General features: G+C 68.9%; 20 protein-coding genes. 8 read left to right on the top strand and 12 right to left on the bottom strand.

Going from position 1 to position 21,527, the window contains the following annotated elements; all coding sequences use genetic code 11:
* Window positions 1-249 precede the first annotated feature (249 nt).
* Entirely contained in the window at window positions 250-660 is a 411-nt protein-coding gene (locus HNV26_RS27470) for a hypothetical protein (protein ID WP_253817099.1), read from the bottom strand.
* A 191-nt stretch (window positions 661-851) separates the two neighbouring features.
* Here HNV26_RS27470 and glpD point away from each other — a divergent pair, with 191 nt between their 5' ends.
* Both glpD and HNV26_RS27460 read left to right on the top strand, forming a co-directional pair.
* Window positions 852-2,549, top strand: coding sequence for a glycerol-3-phosphate dehydrogenase (glpD, locus tag HNV26_RS27465; RefSeq protein WP_171443895.1), 1,698 nt, complete (start codon window positions 852-854; stop codon window positions 2,547-2,549).
* Window positions 2,550-2,749: 200 nt separating this feature from the next.
* Complete coding sequence (locus HNV26_RS27460) at window positions 2,750-4,555, top strand: S8 family serine peptidase (protein ID WP_171443894.1); 1,806 nt, start codon at window positions 2,750-2,752, stop codon at window positions 4,553-4,555.
* A gap of 16 nt (window positions 4,556-4,571) precedes the next feature.
* Here the strand turns inward: HNV26_RS27460 and HNV26_RS27455 are convergent, their stop codons facing one another.
* Window positions 4,572-5,060, bottom strand: a complete 489-nt coding sequence (locus HNV26_RS27455) for an anti-sigma factor family protein (protein ID WP_171443893.1) — start codon at window positions 5,058-5,060, stop codon at window positions 4,572-4,574.
* A complete protein-coding gene (locus HNV26_RS27450) occupies window positions 5,057-5,671 on the bottom strand; it encodes an RNA polymerase sigma factor (protein ID WP_171443892.1) in 615 nt (204 codons plus the stop codon). Before HNV26_RS27450 ends, HNV26_RS27455 begins: the two co-directional genes overlap by 4 nt.
* Window positions 5,672-5,830: 159 nt before the next feature.
* Here HNV26_RS27450 and HNV26_RS27445 point away from each other — a divergent pair, with 159 nt between their 5' ends.
* Window positions 5,831-7,081, top strand: a complete 1,251-nt coding sequence (locus HNV26_RS27445; RefSeq protein WP_171443891.1) for an acyltransferase family protein — start codon at window positions 5,831-5,833, stop codon at window positions 7,079-7,081.
* Between the two features lie 54 nt (window positions 7,082-7,135).
* Here HNV26_RS27445 and HNV26_RS27440 read toward each other — a convergent pair whose 3' ends face one another.
* The 3 genes from HNV26_RS27440 to HNV26_RS27430 form a co-directional block, all read right to left on the bottom strand.
* Window positions 7,136-7,429, bottom strand: a complete 294-nt coding sequence (locus HNV26_RS27440) for a FruA-associating protein, FapA (RefSeq protein WP_171443890.1) — start codon at window positions 7,427-7,429, stop codon at window positions 7,136-7,138.
* 177 nt (window positions 7,430-7,606) lie between these two features.
* Complete coding sequence (locus HNV26_RS27435; protein ID WP_171443889.1) at window positions 7,607-8,656, bottom strand: NAD(P)-dependent alcohol dehydrogenase; 1,050 nt, start codon at window positions 8,654-8,656, stop codon at window positions 7,607-7,609.
* A gap of 204 nt (window positions 8,657-8,860) precedes the next feature.
* Window positions 8,861-10,933 (bottom strand): ATP-binding protein, encoded by a 2,073-nt coding sequence (locus HNV26_RS27430; protein WP_171443888.1) that lies wholly within the window; start codon window positions 10,931-10,933, stop codon window positions 8,861-8,863.
* Window positions 10,934-11,161: 228 nt separating this feature from the next.
* Between HNV26_RS27430 and mhpA the strand changes: the two genes are divergently transcribed.
* From mhpA to HNV26_RS27415, 3 genes are all read left to right on the top strand, one after another.
* Window positions 11,162-12,742 (top strand): bifunctional 3-(3-hydroxy-phenyl)propionate/3-hydroxycinnamic acid hydroxylase MhpA, encoded by a 1,581-nt coding sequence (mhpA, locus tag HNV26_RS27425; RefSeq protein WP_171443887.1) that lies wholly within the window; start codon window positions 11,162-11,164, stop codon window positions 12,740-12,742.
* Between the two features lie 87 nt (window positions 12,743-12,829).
* Window positions 12,830-13,231, top strand: coding sequence for a BlaI/MecI/CopY family transcriptional regulator (locus HNV26_RS27420; RefSeq protein ID WP_171443886.1), 402 nt, complete (start codon window positions 12,830-12,832; stop codon window positions 13,229-13,231).
* Complete coding sequence (locus HNV26_RS27415; RefSeq protein WP_171443885.1) at window positions 13,228-14,841, top strand: M56 family metallopeptidase; 1,614 nt, start codon at window positions 13,228-13,230, stop codon at window positions 14,839-14,841. The genes HNV26_RS27420 and HNV26_RS27415 overlap by 4 nt, the downstream gene beginning before the upstream one ends.
* Window positions 14,842-14,853: 12 nt before the next feature.
* Here the strand turns inward: HNV26_RS27415 and HNV26_RS27410 are convergent, their stop codons facing one another.
* Both HNV26_RS27410 and HNV26_RS27405 read right to left on the bottom strand, forming a co-directional pair.
* Window positions 14,854-15,573 carry an outer membrane beta-barrel protein gene (locus HNV26_RS27410; protein WP_171443884.1) on the bottom strand — a complete coding sequence of 240 codons (720 nt, stop codon included), beginning with the start codon at window positions 15,571-15,573 and terminating at the stop codon, window positions 14,854-14,856.
* Between the two features lie 1,415 nt (window positions 15,574-16,988).
* Window positions 16,989-17,828 (bottom strand): HIRAN domain-containing protein, encoded by an 840-nt coding sequence (locus HNV26_RS27405; protein ID WP_171443883.1) that lies wholly within the window; start codon window positions 17,826-17,828, stop codon window positions 16,989-16,991.
* Window positions 17,829-18,058: 230 nt separating this feature from the next.
* Between HNV26_RS27405 and HNV26_RS27400 the strand changes: the two genes are divergently transcribed.
* Entirely contained in the window at window positions 18,059-18,781 is a 723-nt protein-coding gene (locus HNV26_RS27400; RefSeq protein WP_171443882.1) for a hypothetical protein, read from the top strand.
* Window positions 18,782-18,918: 137 nt separating this feature from the next.
* On the opposite strand, the gene HNV26_RS27395 is transcribed toward HNV26_RS27400, so the two are convergent.
* The 3 genes from HNV26_RS27395 to HNV26_RS27385 form a co-directional block, all read right to left on the bottom strand.
* A complete protein-coding gene (locus HNV26_RS27395) occupies window positions 18,919-19,329 on the bottom strand; it encodes a transposase (protein ID WP_171443881.1) in 411 nt (136 codons plus the stop codon).
* A gap of 90 nt (window positions 19,330-19,419) precedes the next feature.
* Complete coding sequence (locus HNV26_RS27390) at window positions 19,420-19,728, bottom strand: helix-turn-helix domain-containing protein (RefSeq protein WP_171443880.1); 309 nt, start codon at window positions 19,726-19,728, stop codon at window positions 19,420-19,422.
* A 64-nt stretch (window positions 19,729-19,792) separates the two neighbouring features.
* Window positions 19,793-20,545 (bottom strand): outer membrane beta-barrel protein, encoded by a 753-nt coding sequence (locus HNV26_RS27385; protein WP_171443879.1) that lies wholly within the window; start codon window positions 20,543-20,545, stop codon window positions 19,793-19,795.
* A 172-nt stretch (window positions 20,546-20,717) separates the two neighbouring features.
* Here HNV26_RS27385 and HNV26_RS27380 point away from each other — a divergent pair, with 172 nt between their 5' ends.
* Window positions 20,718-20,906: a hypothetical protein gene (locus tag HNV26_RS27380; RefSeq protein ID WP_171443878.1), complete on the top strand. Its 189-nt coding sequence runs from the start codon at window positions 20,718-20,720 to the stop codon at window positions 20,904-20,906.
* A gap of 10 nt (window positions 20,907-20,916) precedes the next feature.
* Here HNV26_RS27380 and HNV26_RS27375 read toward each other — a convergent pair.
* The coding region (locus tag HNV26_RS27375; protein WP_253817097.1) for a TetR/AcrR family transcriptional regulator at window positions 20,917-21,527 on the bottom strand (611 nt) is incomplete at its 5' end.

The following is a 21,527-nucleotide window of genomic DNA, read 5'->3' as shown; positions in this document are numbered from 1 at the left end:
CGAGGGCGACAGGGCGAGGACACACGACGACAGCGCGGCAACGAGGAGCACGGGCACGTACGGACACACAGCGGCGCAGGCCCCATGCTGTGGCGTCTTGCTCCCGCTCGGACTTCGCGCGGCGCACGACGCCCCAGGGAGTGACCCCACCGGGACGGGTTCAGGAGTGAGTCAGCGAGCAGGACACACGGCCCCATGCGTGCTCCGCACGCGTGGCTCCCTGCGTTGGCTGCGAGAGGGGGATGACGGCTACGGGCCCTGGGGCATCGCCGTCGGGCGCACCGCGGAGCCGGGGACCCTCGTGGGGCCTCGCTGGCGCTCCGCCAACCACGACACCTCACGCACGCGCGGCAGCTTCATCACCGCCCAGGTCAGCGCGACCGCCTGAAGGTGCTCCACGGAGCCCGTCAGGTGCTCGTGCCCGCGCTTCCGCTCACCGTCGGGTGCGGGTTCCCCCGCGCCCTCATCGCCACGGTGTGCGTGCTCGTTCCCCGCACCGTGCGCGTGGGCGCGCCCGTGCGGGTGTGAATGGGCATGGGGGTGGTGATGACCACCATCGCCGTGCTCCACCACCGCGTGCAGCACCGGCGCCACCACGAGCCCGTACACCAGGACCATCAGTCCCAGGCTGGCCAGGTCGCGTCGGTCGTGGGGGTTCAACAAGGCCGTGGAGCCCGGGGGTGAGGGGAGGGGTCGGTCGCCTCCTATCTGTCTTCATCCGGACGCGCAAGGCGCCGTCCCCCCTCGGAGGGATGCCTCGCGGACACATGTCGCCGCGCTCCGTGTAGCGCGCTTGACGCAGCGCATTGGTTTCCGCTGCCCTCGCCGGCCAACGCCGCTACACTTGTGCCGTGCGTTCTGAATCCGTCGCGCTCAGCCGTGTTGTCTCCGAAGCAGAGGTGCCCCCGCCTCCGTCCCGTGCAGCACGCCTGCGGGCCCTGGCCACGGAGACCTTCGACGTCCTCATCATCGGGGGCGGTGTCACCGGCGCGGGCTCGGCGCGGGATGCCGCGCTCCGGGGGCTCAAGGTGGCGCTCGTCGAGCGTGACGACTTCGCCAGCGGTACCTCCAGCCGCTCGTCCCGGCTCATCCACGGCGGCCTTCGCTACCTGGAGCACGGCCACCTGGGCCTCGTCTTCGAATCCAGCATCGAGCGCCAACGCCTGCTGCGGCTCGCCCCGCACCTGGTGCGTCCGCTCGCCTTCATCTGGCCCGTGTACGCGGGCGCCCGCGTGCCCCGCTGGAAGCTCAACGCGGGCCTCATGCTCTACGACGCCCTCTCCCTCTTCCGGAACGTCAAGGGCTACCGGCGGCTCAACGCCCGGCAGGTCCACGCGGCCGAGCCCGGCCTGCGCACCGACCACCTCAAGGGTGGCGCCCGCTACTACGACGCGGCCACGGACGACGCGCGCCTCACCCTGGCCAATGCCGTGGGCGCGTCCGAGGCGGGAGCCGTCGTCCTCAACCACGCGTCCGTGAAGGCGCTCGTCCTCGAACAGGGACACGCGCACGGCGCGACGGTGGTGGACCACCTCACCGGCGAGGAGGTCACCGTGCGCGCACGGGTCCTCGTCAACGCCACGGGCCCGTGGAGTGATGAAATCCGGCGGCTGGATGCGCCGAATGGGACGAGCCCGGCCGTGCGCGGCAGCAAGGGCGTCCACCTCGCCGTGCCGCGCGAGCGCATCAACCACCGCGACGCCTTCACGCTGCTGTCCCCCAAGGACGGCCGGGTGATGTTCGTGCTCCCCGCCGACAACTTCACCATCATCGGCACCACGGAGACGTCCACGCGCGCGCACCCCGCGGAGGTCCGCGCCAGCGAGTCCGACGTGGCCTACCTGCTGGAGTCCGCCAACGCCTTCTTCCCCGAGGCGCGCCTCACTCGCGCGGACGTGGTGAGCGCGTGGGCCGGCATCCGTCCGCTGGTGGCCAGCGGCTACCACGGCTCGCAGGACGACGCGGGCAGTGCCAGCCGCGAGCACGCCATCGACGTGAGCCCCTCCGGCGTGCTCGCCATCAGCGGTGGCAAGCTCACCACCTATCGCGTCATGGCGCGCGACGTGGTGGACGCCGTGGAGCGCCGCCTGGGCCAGCCGCGTCGCCGCTCGCCCACGGATGTGTTGCCCCTGCCGGGGGGAGACATCCGCGCGCTGGACGCCGAGTTCGCCGCGGCGCGCGCCGAGGTGGGAGACGACGCCACAGCCGTCCACCTGGTGCGCGCCTATGGCAGCCGCTGGCGCCGCGTGTGGGCCCTGACGCGAGAGGACGCCGCGTTGTCCCGGCCGCTCGCCGAGGGGCTTCCCTACCGGGCCGCCGAGGCCGCCTGGGGTGTCACCCACGAACTGGTGCACACCCTGTCGGACCTGCTCATCCGCCGCCTCAAGGTGGCGTTCGAGACGCGCGACCAGGGGCAGGCGGCCGCGCGTGTGGCGGCCGAAGTCATGGCGCCCCGGTTGGGCTGGGACGCCGCGGAGACACAGCGGCAGTTGGACGTCTATGCCGCCGATGCGCTCCGCCTCTTCGGCGTGGATCCGGCCGAGGCGTGAGAGGGCGAACGCTCCCCTGTCGGCTGCTCGCCGGGCACGTCCTGCGACGGACAGGGGCGCGAGCGGCCGGTTCGCTGGCGTGGTTAACTTGCGCTCCGGGAACGGAATCAGGTGTCCTCCCGTTCATGCGCGTCCCTGGAAATCCATCAGCCGCGCCGTGACGTACGACGCCTGCTGGACGGGCAATCGAGGAGCGTGAAATGAAGCGTTGCGTCTGGCTGGGTCTGGTCGGGGGGCTGATGGCATGTGGCTCGGAGCAGGAGCCCAAGGTGTGCCCCGGCACCGAGGGGGCGTCCCAGCTGCCGACGGTGGTGTCCGCGGCGCGAAGCGAGGCGGCCCTGAGGGACGATGGCGGGGAGGACGTCATCATCGCCTTCCGGCAGCGCGTCTTCGCCACCGCGCAGGCCAACACGGATGCTTTCGCCAACGAGGTGACGCGCGCTGGAGGCCAGGTGAGGCAGCGCGTCCCGTCGCTGAACATGCTGTCCGCCCGGGTGTCTCCCGAGGCGCGCGCGGCGCTCGCCCGGAATCCGGACGTGGTGTCGGTGTCGCCCAACCGTCCGGTGTACGCGCTCGGCATGTCGCGGCCACCGCTGCCCACGCAGGCGTGGCTGGGCGCGGAGCCGCGGCCGCCCCCCAACACCGTGGGCTCCGTGGGGGAGTACACCGACGGCTTGAAGATGGTGCGGGCCAACAAGGTCTGGGATTTCAACGACGACGGTGTCCTCGATGCGGGCCGGCCTTCGGGCACGGGCATCAAGGTGTGCGTCATCGACAGTGGTTGGGACAACCGCCACCCGGAGCTGCAGGCCGCCTTCATCGGAGGCAAGGACTTCATCAGCGGGTCCGCCAACTCGCTGGCCCTGGACGCGCAGGTGGACTCGAAGGGCAACGTGCTGTTGTGGGGCGGCGGACACGGCACGCACACCGCGGCCACCATCGCCGCGCAGCTGGGCGGGGGCGGCCGGGTGCGGTTGGGCGAGGACCCCAACGGCACGGTGGGCGTGGCCCCCACCGCGTCGCTGCTGATTGCTCGGGTGCTGAACGAGCGCGGCACGGGCGACACCCTGAATGTCATCGCCGCGCTCCAGTGGTGCCAGGAGCAGGGGGCGAACATCGTGTCGCTGTCGCTCGGCGCCGCGTCGAAGAACGATGCCGAGGAGCTGGCCTTCAACCAGGCCCGGGCGAATGGCGTGCTGGCCATCGCGGCGACGGGCAACTCCGGCGCGGGCGAGGTGTCCTTCCCCGCCGGGTACGACTCCGTGGTGGGCGTGGGCGCGGTGACCTTCTCGGAGGAGTGGGCCAGCTTCTCCCAGTACGGCCAGGGCATCAACCTGGTGGCCCCCGGGGTGGGCGTGTTGAGCGCCACCATCATCGGCGGGGCGCCGTATGGCGAGGTGGCCGCGAGCGGCCAGCAGTTCGCGTCCAACCCCCTGGAGTTCTCGGCCGTGGGCGCCTATTCGGGGCGGATGGTGGACTGCGGCCTGGGCGGCAGCATCTCCGACTGTGGCGAGGCCGCCACCTGTGATGGCTTCGTCGCCTATGTCGACCGCGGCGGCGGCATCCTCTTCGAGGAGAAGGTGCGCAACGCCATCCGCGCCGGAGCGAAGGCCGTCATCATCGGCAACCACACCGCCGACGAGGGCACGGGCAACTTCACGCTCAACGGGCCGTCCAAGCTGTGGGTGCCCACCGTCTCCGTGTCCCTGGAGTCGGCCAACGTGCTCCGCGGGCTCATGGGGCAGAATGTGACGTTGGACGTCGCCGGTCTGGACTACACGCTGCAGACGGGCACCTCCATGGCGACGCCGCACGTGGCCGGGGTGGCGGCCCTGGCGTGGAGCCTGGATCCCCAGCGGCTCGATGCGGAGAAGGTCCGCAGAGCCCTGCTCGAGACGGCCCGGGATTTGGGGCCGGCCGGGTGGGATCCGAACTACGGCAACGGCCTGGTGGATGCGGTGGAGGCCGTCCAGCACGCAGAGGGCCAGCTGACCCCGGCGCCGTAGGTCACCGCGGCCGGCGTCAGCGCAGCGTTATCAGGGGGGAGGCCACCAGGCACGCCCCCACGCGGGCTTCCAGCGCCGCCACGGCTTCTCGTGAAGGGTCGTCACACCAGTCGACGGCCCGGGTGGCGGTGGTGAGCGCGTCGTTCCGGGGCCAGGGCTCGTCGGCGCTTGGGAGGCGCGTCACCTGGAGCGTGGTGATGCCCACGAAGGTCACCGACGCCAGGGCCGCGGTCAGCATCTTCCCCCAGTGCAGCCAGCTGACCTTCGGGGCGGCGGGCACCACGGGCTTTCGCAGCCGGGACTCCAACGCTGCGAAGTCCAGGGCGGGCCGCGCCGGCATGCGCCGCGCTCGCTGCGCCATCCACCCACGCTCCGCGCGCAGCCAGCTCAGCGCGTGCTGACAGGCGGGGCAGGCCTGGGTGTGAGCGCGGACCCGCGCGGCGTCCTCGGGGGAGAGTTCGTCGGCCAGCAGCGCGTCCAATTCGGTTTCGCGGCAAGCGCTCATGAGTGGCCTCCAACGTGTGCGGCCAGGTGCTCGCGCAGTTGGAGCCGTGCGCGGTGGATTTCGTTCTTCACCTTCTGGAGCGACCAGCCCATCACCGCTGAAATCTCCTCGTAGGGCAGGCCGTGGTCGATGCGCAGCAGCAGCGCCGCGCGCCGGTCCTCGCGCAGCGTCCCCAGCGCGCCCGCCAGCAATCCTTCCAGTTCCCGGTCCAGGAGCAGGTCCTCTGGCGTGGGCGTGGGCAGCACCGCCTCCACCTGGCTGCCATGGACTTCATCGTCCATGTCCACGTGGACCCCCCGGTGCCGAAGCGACTCCAGGTACACGTGCCGGGCGATGCCCAGCAGCCACGCGCCCAGCCGGTCCTCGTCGCGCAGCGCGCCCAGCCGCGCATGGGCGCGGACGAAGGTCTCCTGCGTGGCTTCGTCCGCCGCGGCCTCGTCGCGCAGCAAGTCCTTCAAGAAGCGCCACACCCCCGCGGCGTGCCGTTCGAACAACCTGCGGAAGGCCGCGGGGTCACCCGTGCGCGCCCGGCGCAGCAGCGTCCGCTCCTGGTCCGTGTCGGACGGGGGCGCACCTGCCAACACCATTTTCATCGCGGAAAGGAGGGCCACGGCACCAAGGTGTCACGGGCGGCCCGGGAGTTTCACGCGCGCGTGCGTTTTTCCCGCGCCCGACTGCCTGGTGGCAGGACTGACACCCCGAACCGCAATCCCACGCACGCCGGGTGGTGGTCTTGTTGAATCACAGTTGTTGTTGGTAAGAGAACTTTCATGTCCTTGAACTCTGGCCGTGTGGATGCACCCACGGCGCACGCTCCGCGCCTGCAGGGTCACCTGCCCGTGCTGGACGGTGTGCGGGGCCTCGCCGTCCTGCTGGTGGTGTTCTTCCACACGACCCACCTGAGCGACCAGAGCGTGGCGGGACGCGTGACGTGGTGGCTGGCCGGCGCCGGATGGACGGGCGTGGACCTGTTCTTCGTCCTCTCCGGCTTCCTCATCACCGGCATCCTCTGGGAGGCGAAGGGGCAGCCGCACTTCTTCCGCAACTTCTACATGCGCCGCTTCCTGCGCATCTTCCCGCTCTACTACCTGGCGTTGGCGGTGTCGTTCCTGGTGCTGCCATCGCTGGCGGGCCGGCTGGGCCTGGACGAGCGCATCACCACCGACGGCGCCGTCTGGTACCTGCTGTACTTCTCCAACTTCTACCAGCTGTGGGTGGACACCACGCACCCCATCCTCGGCGTGGTGTGGTCGCTGGCCATCGAAGAGCAGTTCTACATCGTCTGGCCCTTCCTCATCGCCGCGGTGTCGTACCGGGGCGCCATCCGGCTGTGCCTGGGCACCATCGCCCTGGCCATCCTGGTGCGCGTGGGGCTCACGCTGTACGGGGCCAGCATCGAGAGCACCTACGTGGTGACGTTCTGCCGCGTGGACTCGCTGGCGATGGGCGGCCTGCTCGCGATGGCGCTGCGCCACCCGGAAGGGCTGGGGCTGAAGGCGTTCCCGTGGATGCGCTGGGCGGTCTGGGCCTCGGTGCCGGTGGTGCTCGCGCTGGTGGTGCTGCCGGTGGGCCCCACCTTCGAGCTGGTGAAGCGCACGGGCGGCTACACCGCCATCGCCGTGCTCTACGCCGTGTGCGTGTACAAGGCGGTGGCCGTCTCCAAGGGCCACGTCCTGTACCGCTTCCTCACGACGCGGCTGCTGCTCACCTTCGGCAAGTACAGCTACGCCATCTATCTCATCCACTCGCCGCTGGACGCCATCCTGCGCCGCACGGTGCTGAAGACGCCGCTGAAGACGGTGGCGGGCTCGGACATGCCCATGCAGTTGGTGTTCTACGTGGTGGCCGCGGGGCTCTCGCTGGGGCTCGCGCTGGTGAGCTGGAACCTCTTCGAGAAGCACATGCTGAAGCTCAAGGACTACTTCCCCTACGGCCAGCGCCCCGCGCCGGTGCCGCTGTCGGTGCCGCTGCCGGAGGGCGCCCAGGCCGAGCGGACCGAGGCTCCCGCCCGGGTGGCGTGACGTCCGCTGGAGTGCCCGGCGCGGCCGTCCAGCGCCGGGGCTCCCGGCGCGTCGTCAATCACGGCGCACGGAGAAGGCTTCCGCGACGCGCAGGGCCCACGTCTCCGCCGAGTCGAGCTCCGCGCGGGCGCTGGCATAACGGTCCAGTCCGGCCTCCGAGCCATCCCGCGCGAAGATGGCGTCGTGCAGCTCCTTCTGTGCGCGGCTGAGCCAATGGCTCGCCTTCTGGCGAAGCTGGGCTGCCTTCTGGGGCGTGGGGGCAGCGAGCGCTGGATCCAGCAACTCTTGCTCCTCGGGGTACGGGGACGTCACCTTCACGAAACCGGCCTGCGCAATCGTCGTAGTCATGCTCTGAGAATTCGCACCAAACGGCGAGCAGGCACCTGACCAATGGGGCAGGACGGCGTGCAATGGCGTGCACTGTCCTGCCCTCCAGGGCCGGTGGGCGGGGCGCGACTTCGAGCCGGGGCAGTCGTTGCCTATCGGCTGTTGTCCCGCGAGGTGGGAGCCGGGGCTCCCGGGCGGCTACTTCCGCAGACTCGCGAGGTCGATGACGAACCGGTACTTCACGTCTCCCTTCAGCAGCCGCTCGTAGGCGTCATTCACCTGCTGGATGGAAATCAGCTCGATGTCGGAGACGATGTTGTGCTTGGCGCAGAAGTCTAGCATTTCCTGTGTTTCCTGGATACCCCCAATCATCGAGCCCGAGAAGCTCCGCCGCGTGGGGATGAGGGAGAAGGGGCGGACGTCGAGCGGCTTCTCCGGGGCGCCGACGAGGACCAGGTGGCCGTCCCGTCGCAGCAGCCGCAGGTACGCGTTGATGTCGTGCTGCGCGGAGACGGTGTCGAGGATGAAGTCGAACCTGCCCGTCTGTGCGGCCATCTCCTCCTGGTTCGAGGAGACCACGACAGCGTCGGCGCCCAGGCGCGCGGCGTCCTGCTTCTTGCGGTCGGTGTGGCTGAAGACGGTGACGTGGGCGCCCATGGCCTTGGCCAGCTTCACGCCCATGTGACCCAGTCCGCCCAGGCCCACCACGCCCACGCGCTGACCCGGCTGCACCTTCCAGTGCCGCAGCGGCGAGTACGTGGTGATGCCGGCGCACAGCAGCGGCGCGGCGGCGGCCGGGTCCAGGTTCTCCGGAATCTTCAGCGTGAAGGCCTCGTCCACGACGATGGCCTCGCTGTAGCCGCCCTGGTTGAGCGTCTTCCCGTCCTTCGCCTTGGCGTTGTACGTCTGGACGTTGCCCTTTTCGCAGTACTGCTCCAGGCCCTCCTGGCAGCTGGGGCAGGTGCGGCAGGAGTCGACCAGGCAGCCGACACCGGCCATGTCCCCGACCTTGACCTTCTTCACCTGGTCCCCCACGCGGACCACGCGGCCGATGATTTCGTGGCCTGGAACCATGGGGTACAGGGAGCCGCCCCATTCGTCGCGCGCCTGGTGCAGGTCGGAGTGGCAGACGCCGCAGTAGAGGATTTCAATCTGCACGTCGCTGGGGCCGGGCTCGCGGCGCTCGAACTGGAACGGGGCGAGGGGGGACTTGGCGTCCTGGGCGGCATAGCCGCGAACGGGAATCATGAGAGGTGCTCTCCTGGCCTTGGGGTGGTGTCACTGCTCGACGGAACGGAATATGCGTCTGCTCTTGCTCGCGCGTCACAGGTGAAATCGGGACGCGCTGATTAGAAAGTCTTCACAATGGCCTTGGCGCGCCGCTCAACGCCCTGAATGCCCTCCTGGGCGTGGCGCGCGAGGTGACGGCGGCACCTCGTTGAGCCGAGCCGGCTACGCGGAGGGGATGTTGCGCACGCGGCCCCGCACGAGCGCCGCTTCGTCGGCGTTGCCCGTCTCGTCCAGCAGCGCGGCGGCTCGGTGGTAGAGCAGGGCGGCCTCCAGGTGGCGCAGGGCGGCGGCCTCCGCGTTGGCGGCGGAGACGAGGAAGGGGGCCGCGCGGCGCGGCTCGTGGCCGTCCAGCCAGTGCTGAGCCACGACGACGGGCGCGGCGCCGCGCTGCTCCAGGGCCACGGCGAGCCGGCGGTGGAGCAGCGTGCCCAGCGCGCCGGGGATGCCCTGGCGCACCACCTCGAAGAGTAAGTCATTGGTGAAGCGCTCGCCCCTCAGAATCTGCGCGCCTTCCAGCTCCGCCACGTGCGTGACGAGCGCCAGCGGGTTCATCTCCAGCACCTCGCTGGCCAGCTCCAGCGTGAAGTCCGTCTTGGCCAGCGCGGCCAACCGGGCCACCAGCAACGCGGAGGGGGACAGCCGCTCCAGCCGCTGCTGGATGAGCTGCTGGCCCCGGCCAGAGGCGGGGACGTGCTCGGGCCAGCCGCGCTCCAGGCCGCCGGTCTCCAGCAGGTACTTCAGCGTCTCGGTGATGAAGAGCGGGTTGCCGCCGGTGTGCCGCGTCACGTCCTGCGCCAGCTTCTCCGCGCCGGGAAGGTCCAGGCTCTGGAGCAGCGCGCCCACCGCCGCGGAGCCCAGGGGCTGCAGCTCCACCAGGATGGCCAGGCCCGCGGTCACCAATTGCTGGACGAAGACGGTGGCCTGGGGCGACAGCTCATCCGTCCGGTAGGTGTCGATGAAGCGCGGGAAGCGGCCGCCGGGCTCGGGCGCGTGGCGGCGCGACAGCATCAGCACCGCGAACTCCGCGGTGGCGCTGTCCATGAACTGGAGGTCGTCGGCCACCATGGCGTCCATGTTGGCCGCGAGCTGGTAGACGAGCTGGCACTGCGCTTCCAGGAAGCGGCTGCGGTCGGCCTCGTCCGCCATGGGCGGGGGCAGGCCTTCCTGCCCGGCCTGGTCCGGCAGCAGGCGCGCCAGCTCGCGCCGCACCCAGCTCGGCAGGTTCGGATCGGGCACCCGGGCCAGCATCTGCCGCACCAGCCGCACGTGCGAGGCGTAGGGCACGCTCTGTTCGCCGGGCCGCGCCTCCAGCAGCAGGTAGTTGCCCCGCGACGCCGCGAAGTCATGGGCCAGGCGCGTCTTGCCCACGCCCGGCTCGCCAGCGATGAAGATGGTCTGCCCCGCCTCCCACGCGGCCTCCATCCGCGCCCATTCGCGCTCGCGGCCCACCAGGACCGGTGGCCGGAGCACGGAGAGGGGCAGCCGGCTCGTGGGTGGGGGCACCTGCTTGGGAGCCGGCGGGCCCCGCTCGATTTCGCGCGCCAGGGCCACTGTCTGCGGCAGCGGCGTGGTGTCCAGCTCCTCGCGCAGCAGGCGGCGGCACCGCTCGAAGGCGTTGAGCGCGGCCATGCGGTCGCCCGCCACGTAGTGCAGCCGCATCAGCCGGCGCCACGCTTCTTCCGAATACGGGTCCATGGTGAGGAGCTGCTCCGCGAGCGCCAGTGCACCCGTCAGGTCCCCCCGCTTCTCCCGCGACTCCGACTCCGCCACGGCGGCCCGGCGGCGAAGCTTGTCCAACCGCTCACGCGCGCCTTCCAACCATGTTTGGAATTCTGAGCAATCTTCGTATTCCAGGACACCCAGGAGAACGCCTTCCAGCGCGAGGGCTTCCGCGTATCGCCCCTCGAGCACGTGGGCCTGGAGTTCGGCGGCGTCCGAGACAACCCCCTCACACAGCGAGAGGACATCGGTGCCCTGCACCAGCTCCGCGCCGCAGGCGAGCCGCAGCCGGCGCAGCAGCTGGCGCATGTTGTTGCGCGCGGTCGTCTCCCCGGACTCTGCCCACAGGAGGCCGGCCAGACGGTACTTCGGGTGGGGGCCTTCCAATGCCAACCATGCGAGCACCGCCGCGGTCCGCCGCTCCAGCGGGATGCGTGTGTCGCCGACCCGGAGCCGGGCTTCGCCCAAGAGTTCCAGGTGAAAGCGTTGTGTATTTACCAGGCCGTCGGCTGCCATGTCCTCCGGGATTCCTCGCATGGGCGGGGCTCTAAGGTAACACGTCCGCCGAAAACCTCCGTAACGGGTAGGGATTGCCCCAGCAGTGACAATTTTTGCGTGTGGTTTTTCCGTCACACGGCAGCTCGCCGCTCTGAGCGGATGCTGATCCGGGCTTCCAGACCCGTCACACCGTGGTCACACCTGATTCGTTATTAAAAATGCCAGACATTGCCCCGGGAGGCACCCATGGGTTGTGACAGTCAGCAGACGGACGCGCAGGTGGACGTCATCATCAGCGGGTGTGGTCCGGTGGGGGCGTTGACGGGCAACCTGCTGGGTCTCATGGGTGTGCGCACCTTGCTGCTGGAGCGGGACGTGGCGCCGCACGGCGAGCCCCGGGCCTTTTCGTGCGACGACGAAGGCCTTCGCATCTACCAGTCCACCGGACTGTTGGATTTGTTGCAAAGCGACATGCGGGAAAGCCGCTTCGCGGAGTACGTGGGCGGCACGGGCAAGCGCTTCGCGGAGATTCACACCGGCGAGACGGACTTCGGCTTCGGCCACACGCCGCTGTGGTTCTTCCACCAGCCGCTGCTGGAGGGCGCGCTGCGCGACGGGCTCAACCGCTTCGAGCACGTGGAGCTGCGCAAGGGCGTGAGCGTGGAGACCGTGGTGCAGGACTCCGACGGGGTGACGGTGCGCTACCAGGACTCGTTCACGGGCGAGCAGCGCTCCATCCGCGCGAAGTACCTGCTGGCGTGTGACGGCGCGCGCAGCACCGTGCGCAAGGCGCTGGGCATCTCGATGTCGGGGCGGGCCTATGGCGAGCCCTGGCTGGCGGTGTCCGGCACCGTGGTGGAAGGGGAGGTGCCGGAAATCTGCCGCTTCGTGTGCGACCCGAAGCGTCCGGCCTTCGTGGCCACCGGCGCGGTGAACCAGATTCGCTGGGAGTTCATGATGATGCCCGGCGAGACGCGCGAGCACCTGGAGAAGTCGGAGACCATCTCCGAGCTCATCGCGCCGTACGTGGACCCCAAGCGCGTGCGCATCGAGCGTGCCTCGGTCTACACGTTCCACTGCCTCAACGCGGCGCGTTGGCGCCAGGGCAACGTCTTCCTGCTGGGCGACGCGGCGCACACCATGCCGCCCTTCATGGGTCAGGGCCTGGTGTCGGGGATGCGGGATGCATCCAACCTGGCGTGGAAGCTGAAGCGCGTGCTGCACGGGCAGTCCTCCGCGTCGCTGCTGGACACCTATGAGCAGGAGCGCCGGCCGCACGTGGAGGCGGTGCAGAAGCTGTGTGTGCGGGTGGGGCACCTGTTCCTGGCGCGCAACCCCCTGGTGGCCTCCGCGCGTGACGCGCTGCTGCGCACCCTTCAGCGCATCCCCCGGGTGCGCAAGTTCATCGAGGGCTTCGAGTTCAAGGAGGCCCCGGCGCACGCGAGCGGCTACTACTTCGGCGACAAGGGCGAGTACTTCATCCAGCCGCGCGTGAAGCTGCCGTCGGGTGAGGAGGTCCTGCTGGACGACACCCTGGGCAATGAATTCACGGTGCTGTGCCGGGGCAACGCGCCGTCGGCGGAGCTGGAGGCGGCGCGCGAGCTGGCCGAGTCGCTGGGTGGCCGCATGATGACGTTCCATCCTCCGGCGGAGGCGGTGGACGAGGCCTCCGAGGCGGCGCCCGCGGTGGTGGACGTCACCGGAAAGCTGGCGGACTGGTTCTCCAAGCACGCCGCGGACGTGGTGGTGCTGCGTCCGGACCGGTTCGTCTACGGCGCGGTGCGGTCGCGGCGCCTGCCGGAGCTGCGGGAGGCGCTCGGTGTGTAGGGCCAGGAGCTCCGTCAGTGAATAACTAAGTGGTTAGTTGATTTGAAACTAAGCCCTTAGTAGTTTGCGCGTCACGGAGGTTTGCTCGTGACTCGCAAGCCTGAGCCCGAAGTGGCTCCACGGCCGTTGACGCCGGTGGAGTTGGAGTTGATGCACATCGTCTGGCGCCTCGGTGAGGTGAGTGTGGCGGACGTGCTCGCCGCGCTGCCGCCGGAGCGCGCGCTGGCGTACACGTCCGTCTCCACGGTGCTGCGCATCCTGGAGCAGAAGGGCGTGGTGCACAGCCGCAAGCAGGGCCGTGGCCACCTGTACTCGGCGGTGTTGCCGCGCGACGCCTATGAGGCGCAGAGCGTGCGCCACCTGGTAGAGACGGTGTTCGACGGCACGCCCTCCGCGCTGGTGGCGCGGCTGGTGGAGGCGGTGCCCCTGTCCGCTTCGGACATGGACCAGCTTCGCAAGCTGCTCGACGCGAAGGGGCGCAAGCCGTGAGCGCCGCGCTGCGTGAGCTCGCGTCGCTCTATCTGACGCAGGCGCTGCTGCTCGCCGTGGCGCCGCCGCTGGCCTGGCTGGCGCTGACGCTGCTGGCTCGGCTGGGCCGTCCCTTGTCGGCGCGGCAGTCCTTGAAGGTGGCTCGTGGCGTGTTGCTGCTCACGCTGGTGCTGCCGTTGTTGGCCGCGGCCGTGCACGCGCTGGTGCCCACCGGGCCCCGCTTCACCTTCGAGCGTTCCGTGGCTCGCCACGCGGGGCGGCTGCCCGCGCCCTTGTGGGAGCCGCGTCCGGTGGCGGAGCCTGCTCGGGCTCGGGAGTCCGCCCCCGCGCCGCCGCCCGTGCTGCCCGCGGCGGCGCTGGCGCTCTTGGTGGGAGGAGGCGCCTTCATCACACGGGCGCTGGTGCGGCATGCGCGCCTGCTGCGTCAGTTGGAGTCGCTGCCCCGCGTGCGCGGCGTGGGGCGTGTCGCCGTGGTGTTGGGCGAGGCGGGCATGCCGGCCTTCTCCGCGTGGTTTCCTCGCGCCGGGCGTCAGCCCTCCGCGTGGGTGGTGGTGCCGCCCGCGCTGCTGGAGGACGCGGAGTCCTTCCGGCTGACGGTGCTTCACGAGCTTCAGCACCACCGGCAGCGCGACACGCACCGGGCCTTCGCGCGGCTCGTCCTCACGGGCGCCTTCTTCTGGCATCCGGGCGCATATGCCCTGTCCCGGTGGATGGCCTCGCTCCAGGAGTTGGCGTGTGACGAAGCGCTGGTGGCCACGGGCAGGGCCCAGGCGCAGGCCTACGCGCGGTGCCTGCTCCAGGCGGCCTTGTCCGTGCGGCCCGAGTCTCCCCTTCCCGCCGGTGTCACCGGCATGTCCCACCCCACCACCCGGAGAATCCAGATGCTCTTCCATCCTCGCCCCGCCGGTGCCCAGGGTGTTTCCGCGCTCCTGGCCGCGCTGTGTCTCGTCCTGGTTCCGCTCGCGGCGCTGTCACAAGGCGTGGCGCAGGGCCGCGCGGTGACGCTCGCGGAGGCGCAGGCGCTCGCCCGGTCCAGCCAGCCGGAGGGAGACTTGCCGGTGGTGGTGGACGCGCATGTGTTGGCGCGGCTCAACGCGCTCACCGGTTCGGAGAAAGGGCGCGCGTTCATGAAGCGCGCGCTGGCGAACCTGGTGACGCAGCGGGAGTCGCTCTCCGCGCCGCTGCGTGACAAGGGGCTGCCCGAGGGACTGCTGGCCGTGGCCGTCGTCGAGTCCGCCGCGACGAACATGCCGGAGACGGATGGCCGGCCCTCGCTGGCGCCGGGCTTGCGCGGCGCGGGCGTGTGGATGTTCATCCCGGAGACGGCGCGGCGCTACGGGCTGGAGGTGAGTGAGGCGCGCGACGAGCGGCTGGACGTGGCGCGTGAGTCCCAGGCCGCCGCGCTGCTGTCGGACCTGCACGCGCGCTATGGCGACTGGCGGCTGGCGCTCGCCGCGTACAACCAGGGGGCGAAGAAGGTGGATGCGGCGCTTGCTGCGGGCGGAAGCCGGGATGCCACGGCGCTCATCGACGCCGGGCATCTCAACGACTACGCCGCCACCGTGCAGGCGGGGTTGCTCATCCTGCGCAACCCGCACCTGCTGGACTGAGGTGGGCGCGGCCTAGAAGCGGAACTGCGCCCGCACGCCGCCGGACAGCCAGGCGTGGACCGTCTTGTTGTCGATGCTCTCCGACTCCGACTCGGAGACATCACCAATGATGGGCACGTTCTTCATCTCCCTACTGGAGGTCGACGACTGGTAGACGCCGGCCGCCAGCGACAGGTAGGGCCCGATGGAGAACGTGTCGTTGATGCGATAGTCGGCGCCGGCCTGGAGGGCGGCGAACTCGATGCCGCGGACGCCCGTGCCAATGGTGGCCTCCACGCCGGCCTCGCTTGAGGATACTTTCAGGTTGAGCATCTCGTAGCCGATGCCCAGGCCCATCCAGGGCCTGAGCTTCTCTCCCGCCCGGAAGTGGTAGGACGCGTTGATGCCGAAGCGCATCTGATCGGCGGAGCAACTGACGTCCGATTCGCAGTCCTCGGCGAGCAGCACGGGCGCGTACTGAAAGTGGGCGCCCAGGTAGACATTCGAGTTGAAGAAGTATCCCGCCTCCACCTGCAAGGGGATGGCGCTCTTGAACACCTCGCTCATCTTGGGGGTTTCGCCGAGCTCGGAGCCCGCGGCGTGCCCCAGTGGGACTCCGTAGCCCGCCCGCAGTCCCAGCGCGAAGCCCCCGTCCTCCTGGGGCTGTTCGACCTCGTCGGCGCTAGCGAAGGCGGGAGCGGACAACATGAGGGAGAGGGTCGTGAGCTTCCAGAGCGTGCGGGGAGTGGTCATGTGAGGGTATCCAGCGTGAGGAAGGATCCGCCGTTGCGGCGGATGCGCCTGCTGACGCGAGCGTGTTGGGAAAATTCAAAGGGCAGCAGGCAATCGGGCCATCCCGCATGGGCTGGACCGAGGTGTGGCACACTGCGCTGGCGAGGCTCCGTCAGCGCCGCGGGTGTGACTCATTCCGGCGTGCGCTCCTTTCGCACCCGTGGTGCAGGCAACGCCGGGGGCACCGGCGCGGTTCGCGCGTATCCCAGCCCAGGGCCGCCTTGCGCAGCCTGTCCCGCACCTTGGCGAACTCCTCCCCGTCGTCGCTGGCGTCGGCGTAGGCCAGGGGCGCGGCCGTGAGGCGCTCCCAGGGTAACTCGTATGTAGGTAGGTGCGAGCGGCGCCGACTGCGACTGGCCCCGCGTCACTCGTTTGAGGTGCGCCCAGCACCGCTTGTGCCGGGGCGCGGCCGCGTTGCGACAGTCGGCCTCGGAGTACTGCGCAGGTTGGGAGCAGGAAGGCATGGCGCCTCCAGTATCACCCGGCGGAGGTACCCGCACGAGAGGCGCTCCACTCCAACATGTAGTCCGCCACGACCCTCGTGAAGCCCAGCACCGAACCTCGTATTTTGCTGTGCATGGCCACTCCCGGTGAGTGCGCTCCGTGCAGTCCAACGACCACATGAACGACGCTAGCATCAACCCGCAGTCGCCCCCCGAGACTCCCTCCGAGCAGTCGAGTTCCTCTCCGCCCAACGACGCACAGGGTGCAGAGGGAGGCCATGTCTATACCGCCGAAGTCGTGTCACCAGATGAGGCGGGCGATTCATCAAGCGACAGCCAACCTCCGCCTTCTGCGTCTCAAGTTGAAGAGTTCACCAGACTGCTAGCGGTCTTGAGTTCCATCATCGAGACGCTCATGCCTCTTGCCCAGAACGTAGTTGAGGCTAGGTCAAAGCGGCTCGGCGCCCAACCTGACCTCGATGCTCTCCGCGAGCGGAACCTTCACGACCGCATCCTCGACCATCAAAGGCGCTCTTGGGAATACTACGCAGCACGGGATCGGATGGCCGGATGGCTTCTTGCCGGATGGACGGTCTGCTTCGTCTCCATCGTCGGCGCTGGCGTAGTCGCAATTCATAAAGGCGTCATCGACAAACAGTCAGCGGTAAGCCTCGGGCTCATTATCGCTGGCGCGATGGGGTGGGCTGGTTCGCGAGTATCGGGCAGAGGTGGCCCGCCAGGGGCCCCTCCTCCGAACGCTCCTCCGTCGTAAGTGGCTCAGCCCCTCCTGTCATCTCCGCTTCCAGCGTCTGGCGCACCACCGCCGCCTGGGTGGTGCGCCAGCGCGCATGATTGCGGTGCGGCTCGGAGACATGGCCACCGGGCACCGGCGCCGATGGTTCGGAGGGCGAAGCGCACCTTGGGACGCTGGGCCTACGCGCCAGGCTCGGCTTCCCGCGGCGCGTCGAGGTCCCGGAGCGCCGCCTCCAGCCACTCGACCTGCTGGCGCTGGAGCTCGTCCGGCACCTCGTCCGCCCGCAGTGCGTCCAGTGCGGACTGGATCCTCCGGCGCTTGGCGGCGGGCGTCTTCAGTCCCGCGGCCTGCTCCAACGCAGACACCACCTCCACGGACGATGCCTCATTGAGGAGCTGCGTCTTCGCCTCCTCCGTCCGCAGCGACTCCAGCGCGCGCTGGACCACCTTCCTCCGTCCGGCGGGGCCCTTCGCCTCCCACAGTCCCGTCACCGCATGGGAGATGATGGTGGCCTCGGCGGGTGCCTTGTCTGGATGCACGACGTCCAGCTTCACGCCGAACTTCCCGCTCCCCCTCTCCCCCCGGGACCAGCCCCCGACGATGGTGGCGGCGCAGGCGGCCACCTCGCCTTGATCTTCCATGGTCTCGATGAGTGGGCGGAACGACACGGCGTCCGCCCGGGACAGGTACCCCACCAGGCGGCCCTCAATGAGGACGGCCACGGCGTTCGCGTCGAAGCGGTTGGTGCGCTCGCGAACCAGGTGGGCGGTGGTGGCAATACGCTGGCTTAGCCTCGTCCGCTCCTCCGCAAGGGCTTCCAGCGCATCCTGGTAGTTGGACTCGCCGACCACCTCAACCACTGCCCCGCGAGGCAGGGATGTCAGCTTCCCTTGGGGCGCGGTGGGCAGCACCGGCGCGGACGCCGCAGCAGCGCGGCGGCGGTTGAGCCACTTCCCCAACAGATAGACGGACACGCCACACACCACGGCGGACGATCCGAGAAAGCATAGCAACTCCATGGACTCCCCCACCTCTCGCTGAGCGAAAGGTCGGCGACCATAGGAAATCAGGAATCGACACGTCCAGCATGGCCCGTCATCTCCGCTCCGCGCGTTTGGCAGAGTTGGGAAGGGAAGCCTCGGGCACAGGCCCCCAAGGGCTGGCCACACAGGCGGCAGCTAGCAAGCCCCTCCTCGGGTGTCCATCTCAGGCAGTGGTGTGACGTAGGTAGCATCCATAGCGTTACGCCATGGGCAATGCCGGATGCTTATGGAACATCCTCAATACCGTCGGAGCCTTGGCGGGCGGTCTCGGTGCCCTCGGAGCGGTCATTGCGGCCATCTGGACGGCATGGAGCGTCGTCCCCAATGAACTAGCCTCGTTCCGCGCGTCGAAGGCAGATGAGAGGCGCGGCGAGGCAGCCCAGCATCTTTGGGGCGCGTCATTCCGCCTATTTCGCGAACTGGAGGCACTATGCCTGCCAGCGAACATCGCGGCTCTGATAGGTGCGCCCCACAGCGACAAGCATGGAGAAACCAACGAGAAGGATGCACATCACCTCTCTCCGGACGAGCACTACGACCGTCGCACTTCCGGTACTCGCCATCGCATCGAGACTGCGAGCGACGCGCTCCTCGAGTCCTGGGGAGTTGCCGCGCTGCACCTCCCGGAGAAACTCCTCATGGGTGTTGATTCTCTTTGGATGCTACGTTCGTCGATCCTGTTCGACCACGAGATGTACCACTCTCTGCACAAAATGCGCCCAGCAGGCACTCTCCAAGTCGGGAGTGAGGGTTTGTGCAGCAAAGAGCGTCACGACGAATTGGTGGCCACCACCAAGAGGATTTGGGATGACTTGGGACCAATCGCTCGTCACGGCCAGCCGATGCTGGATTTCGACAAAGCTATTGCGATGCGTTCGGCCTCCAAAGAAAGGAACGCATCGACTCATAGCGCAGCTCAGATGAGGTGAGCGGCGGAGTAACCGCAGTGGGCGAACCAGCCAGCTGCATCGCTCGGAGAAATGGCTGCCAGGGCGAACTTGATGCCCTGGTGCAAACCGGAGCGGGTGCGCAGTCGCCACTTGCGCAGCAACGCCTTGGCCTTGCTTCATGCCAGTTCGATGGGGTTGAAGTCGGGACTGTAGGGAGGCAGGAAGACGACCTGGGCGCCACGCGGTTCGATGACGTCGATGAGCGCTCGGCACTTGTGCGCTGCCAGATTGTGCCAGATGACCACCTGACCAGGCTCCAGGATGGGCACCAGGTGCTCCAAGACGAAGCGGCCCCAGACTTCCAGGCTGGTGCCACCCTCGACTTCCAGATGGGCCTCGATGCCCTGGTGCGTCAGCGCACCGAGCACCGTTGTTGCGCAGCCCCGGTTGCGAGGCACCGCCTCGCCCGTCAGGCGCTCTCCCACCGGTGCTCGCCCGTGCGTGCGAGTCATGTCGGTGTGGCTGCCCATCTCATCCACCACGACGAGGTTGTCGGGCGCCATCTGCCGCATGCCGATCGCGTACACCCAGCGCAAAGCCTCTACGGCCTGGGTGTCGCGCTCGCTCGGGTGGAGGGACTTTTTTACGTGTCAATCCCATGCGCCGCAGCGCGCGATTCACCGTGGTGTGGTTGATGGGGCACCCAGCGCGTACCGCATAGACGGTGCCAACCCCTCGTCCGTGGCATCCGGATGCTCGCACACCAGGCGCAGCAGCACTTCTTCGCCCGCCGCGACCACCTTGCGAGGGGCCCCACTCCCATGGGGTCGCGCACAGGCGCTGCCGGTTGCCTCGAAGCGAGCGATGTAGCGACGCACTGTGACATAGCCGAGCATGAAGCGACGGGCGATGGCACTCTTGCCATCGCCCTCATGCCAAGCTGCGATGTCACGCTCGCGCAGGTCGAGCGAATGGGTACTGGACATGGCAGGCAGTACCTCCTCACGCCTACAACAACCTTCGCCAGCTCTCTTCATCCGCACGCCGCTATCAGAAGCGGAACTGCATGCGCAGGCCGCCGGACAGCCAGGCGTGAACCGCTTTGTGTTCGATGCTTTTCGAAGACTCCGAGTTCAGTTCCTCCTTGCCTGGCACGTTGAAATCGACGCTGGAGGTCTTCGTCTGGTAGACGCCGGCCGCCAGTGACACGTAGGGCCCGATGGAGAACGAGTCGTTGATGCGATAGTCGGCGCCAGCCTGGACAGATGCGAACTCGATGCCTCGGTAGTCGTCGCGGAAGGAGGTCTCCAGGCTGGTCCCAGTGGCTACTGTGATTTCCGAGCTGAGTATTTCGTAGCCGATGCCCAGCCCCAGCCAGGGCATGAACGTCTCACCCGCGCGGAAATGGTAGGACACGTTGACGCCGAAGCGCATTTTGCTGTCGGAGCACCTGGGGCAGTCCCTGGTCCGGAGTATGTGGGCGTATTGAAAGTAAGCGCCCAGGTAGACATTCGAGTTGAAGAAGTAGCCCGCATCGACTTGCAGTGGAATTGCACCAGTAAGCCAGTTGCTTAGTTTTTCGCCCCCTCTCCTCGTCGCGTCCGCGCGCGAGCCCAGGGGGATGGCGTAGCCCGCGCGTAGGCCCAGCGCGAAGCCCCGGTCATCTTGCGCCTGCTCAATCTCCTCGGCGCTCTTGATCTCCTTGCGCTGGAAGTTGCCCTTATTGCGCCCGTCCACGGCGAAGGCAGGAACGGACAGGGTGAGGGCGAGCGCCATGAACTTCCAAAGCATCTGAGTCTTCATGGGGAGTGTGTCCAGACGGAGGGAAGGGTCTCCGCCGTCGCGGTGGATGCGCCTTCCGTCGCGAGCCGGTTCGGAAAGTTCAAGGGGAGGGCGACCAACCGGGCAGCCGGGCAGCCGGGCAGCCGGGCCCTGCTGCGTTCGCGGGACATCCCTACCATGAGGAGACCTACCCGTGGCATGGAGGCCAATGATGAAGGGGCTGCTCTACGTGGGGCTGGCGCTGCTCGCGCTCTGGGTCGTGCTCACCGTGACTCGCGCCGTCGTCGGCGGCTTGCTGTGGGTCGTCCTCCTCGCCGGCATTGTCGCGTTGGGGGTGTACGCGTTCCAGGTGGCGTCGGGCCGCAGGCGGATACGCAGTTAGCCGCCCGGCCTCACGCGCCGGAGACGTTTCCCAGCATCCGCAGCGCCAGCTCGGCGTGGGTCTTCGCCAGGGTCTCCACCGCGATGGGGCCGCCGGGTTCGAACCAGTGGGGGATGCGAGAGCCCATGCCGACAATCGCCGCGGCGGTGATTTGGGGATGGAGCGGGGAGAACTGTCCCTGGGCCATGCCGCGCTGGATGGCGTCCATCAACATGGCGTTGGCCTTGTCCCGCAGCGCTTGCGCGGGCGCCGCCAGCTCCAGGCTCAGCGCGTAGAACTCCTCGTTCACCACCAGCGCGAGCTGCGGATGCTCCGCGTGGACGCGCGTGTGCGCATGCACCAGCGCGCGCACCTGGTCCGCCGGCGTGGGCTTCGCGCCCTGGAACGCGGTCTCCAGCGCCTCGAAGTGGGCCTCGTGGCCAATGCGCACCAGCTCCGCGAGGACGTGGTCCTTGGCCGCGAAGTGGGCGTACAGCGCGCTGGGCCGCAGCTCCAGGGCTGACGCCAGGTCCCGAATGGACGTGTCGTGATAGCCGCGGCTCGCGAAGAGCTGCAGGGCCGTCTCCAGGATGCGTCGGCGCGTGCCTTCGGGGGGGGCTACCGCCGTGGGGGGGAGGCGGG

The organism is Myxococcus xanthus (assembly GCF_013116825.1).
Lineage (GTDB): Bacteria > Myxococcota > Myxococcia > Myxococcales > Myxococcaceae > Myxococcus > Myxococcus xanthus_B.
Note: the sequence above shows the minus strand (reverse complement) of the source record. Positions and strands in the feature narration are given on the sequence as shown.

Bases quoted from the DNA above. Each gene is read 5' to 3' on its own strand.
- HNV26_RS27460 (WP_171443894.1), top strand. From the start codon at position 2,750: ATGAAGCGTTGCGTCTGGCTGGGTCTGGTCGGGGGGCTGATGGCATGT.
- HNV26_RS27455 (WP_171443893.1), bottom strand. From the start codon at position 5,060: ATGAGCGCTTGCCGCGAAACCGAATTGGACGCGCTGCTGGCCGACGAA.
- HNV26_RS27445 (WP_171443891.1), top strand. From the start codon at position 5,831: ATGTCCTTGAACTCTGGCCGTGTGGATGCACCCACGGCGCACGCTCCG.
- HNV26_RS27440 (WP_171443890.1), bottom strand. From the start codon at position 7,429: ATGACTACGACGATTGCGCAGGCCGGTTTCGTGAAGGTGACGTCCCCG.
- HNV26_RS27435 (WP_171443889.1), bottom strand. From the start codon at position 8,656: ATGATTCCCGTTCGCGGCTATGCCGCCCAGGACGCCAAGTCCCCCCTC.
- HNV26_RS27430 (WP_171443888.1), bottom strand. From the start codon at position 10,933: ATGGCAGCCGACGGCCTGGTAAATACACAACGCTTTCACCTGGAACTC.
- mhpA (WP_171443887.1), top strand. From the start codon at position 11,162: ATGGGTTGTGACAGTCAGCAGACGGACGCGCAGGTGGACGTCATCATC.
- HNV26_RS27410 (WP_171443884.1), bottom strand. From the start codon at position 15,573: ATGACCACTCCCCGCACGCTCTGGAAGCTCACGACCCTCTCCCTCATG.
- HNV26_RS27405 (WP_171443883.1), bottom strand. From the start codon at position 17,828: ATGGAGTTGCTATGCTTTCTCGGATCGTCCGCCGTGGTGTGTGGCGTG.
- HNV26_RS27400 (WP_171443882.1), top strand. From the start codon at position 18,059: ATGGGCAATGCCGGATGCTTATGGAACATCCTCAATACCGTCGGAGCC.
- HNV26_RS27390 (WP_171443880.1), bottom strand. From the start codon at position 19,728: ATGTCCAGTACCCATTCGCTCGACCTGCGCGAGCGTGACATCGCAGCT.
- HNV26_RS27385 (WP_171443879.1), bottom strand. From the start codon at position 20,545: ATGAAGACTCAGATGCTTTGGAAGTTCATGGCGCTCGCCCTCACCCTG.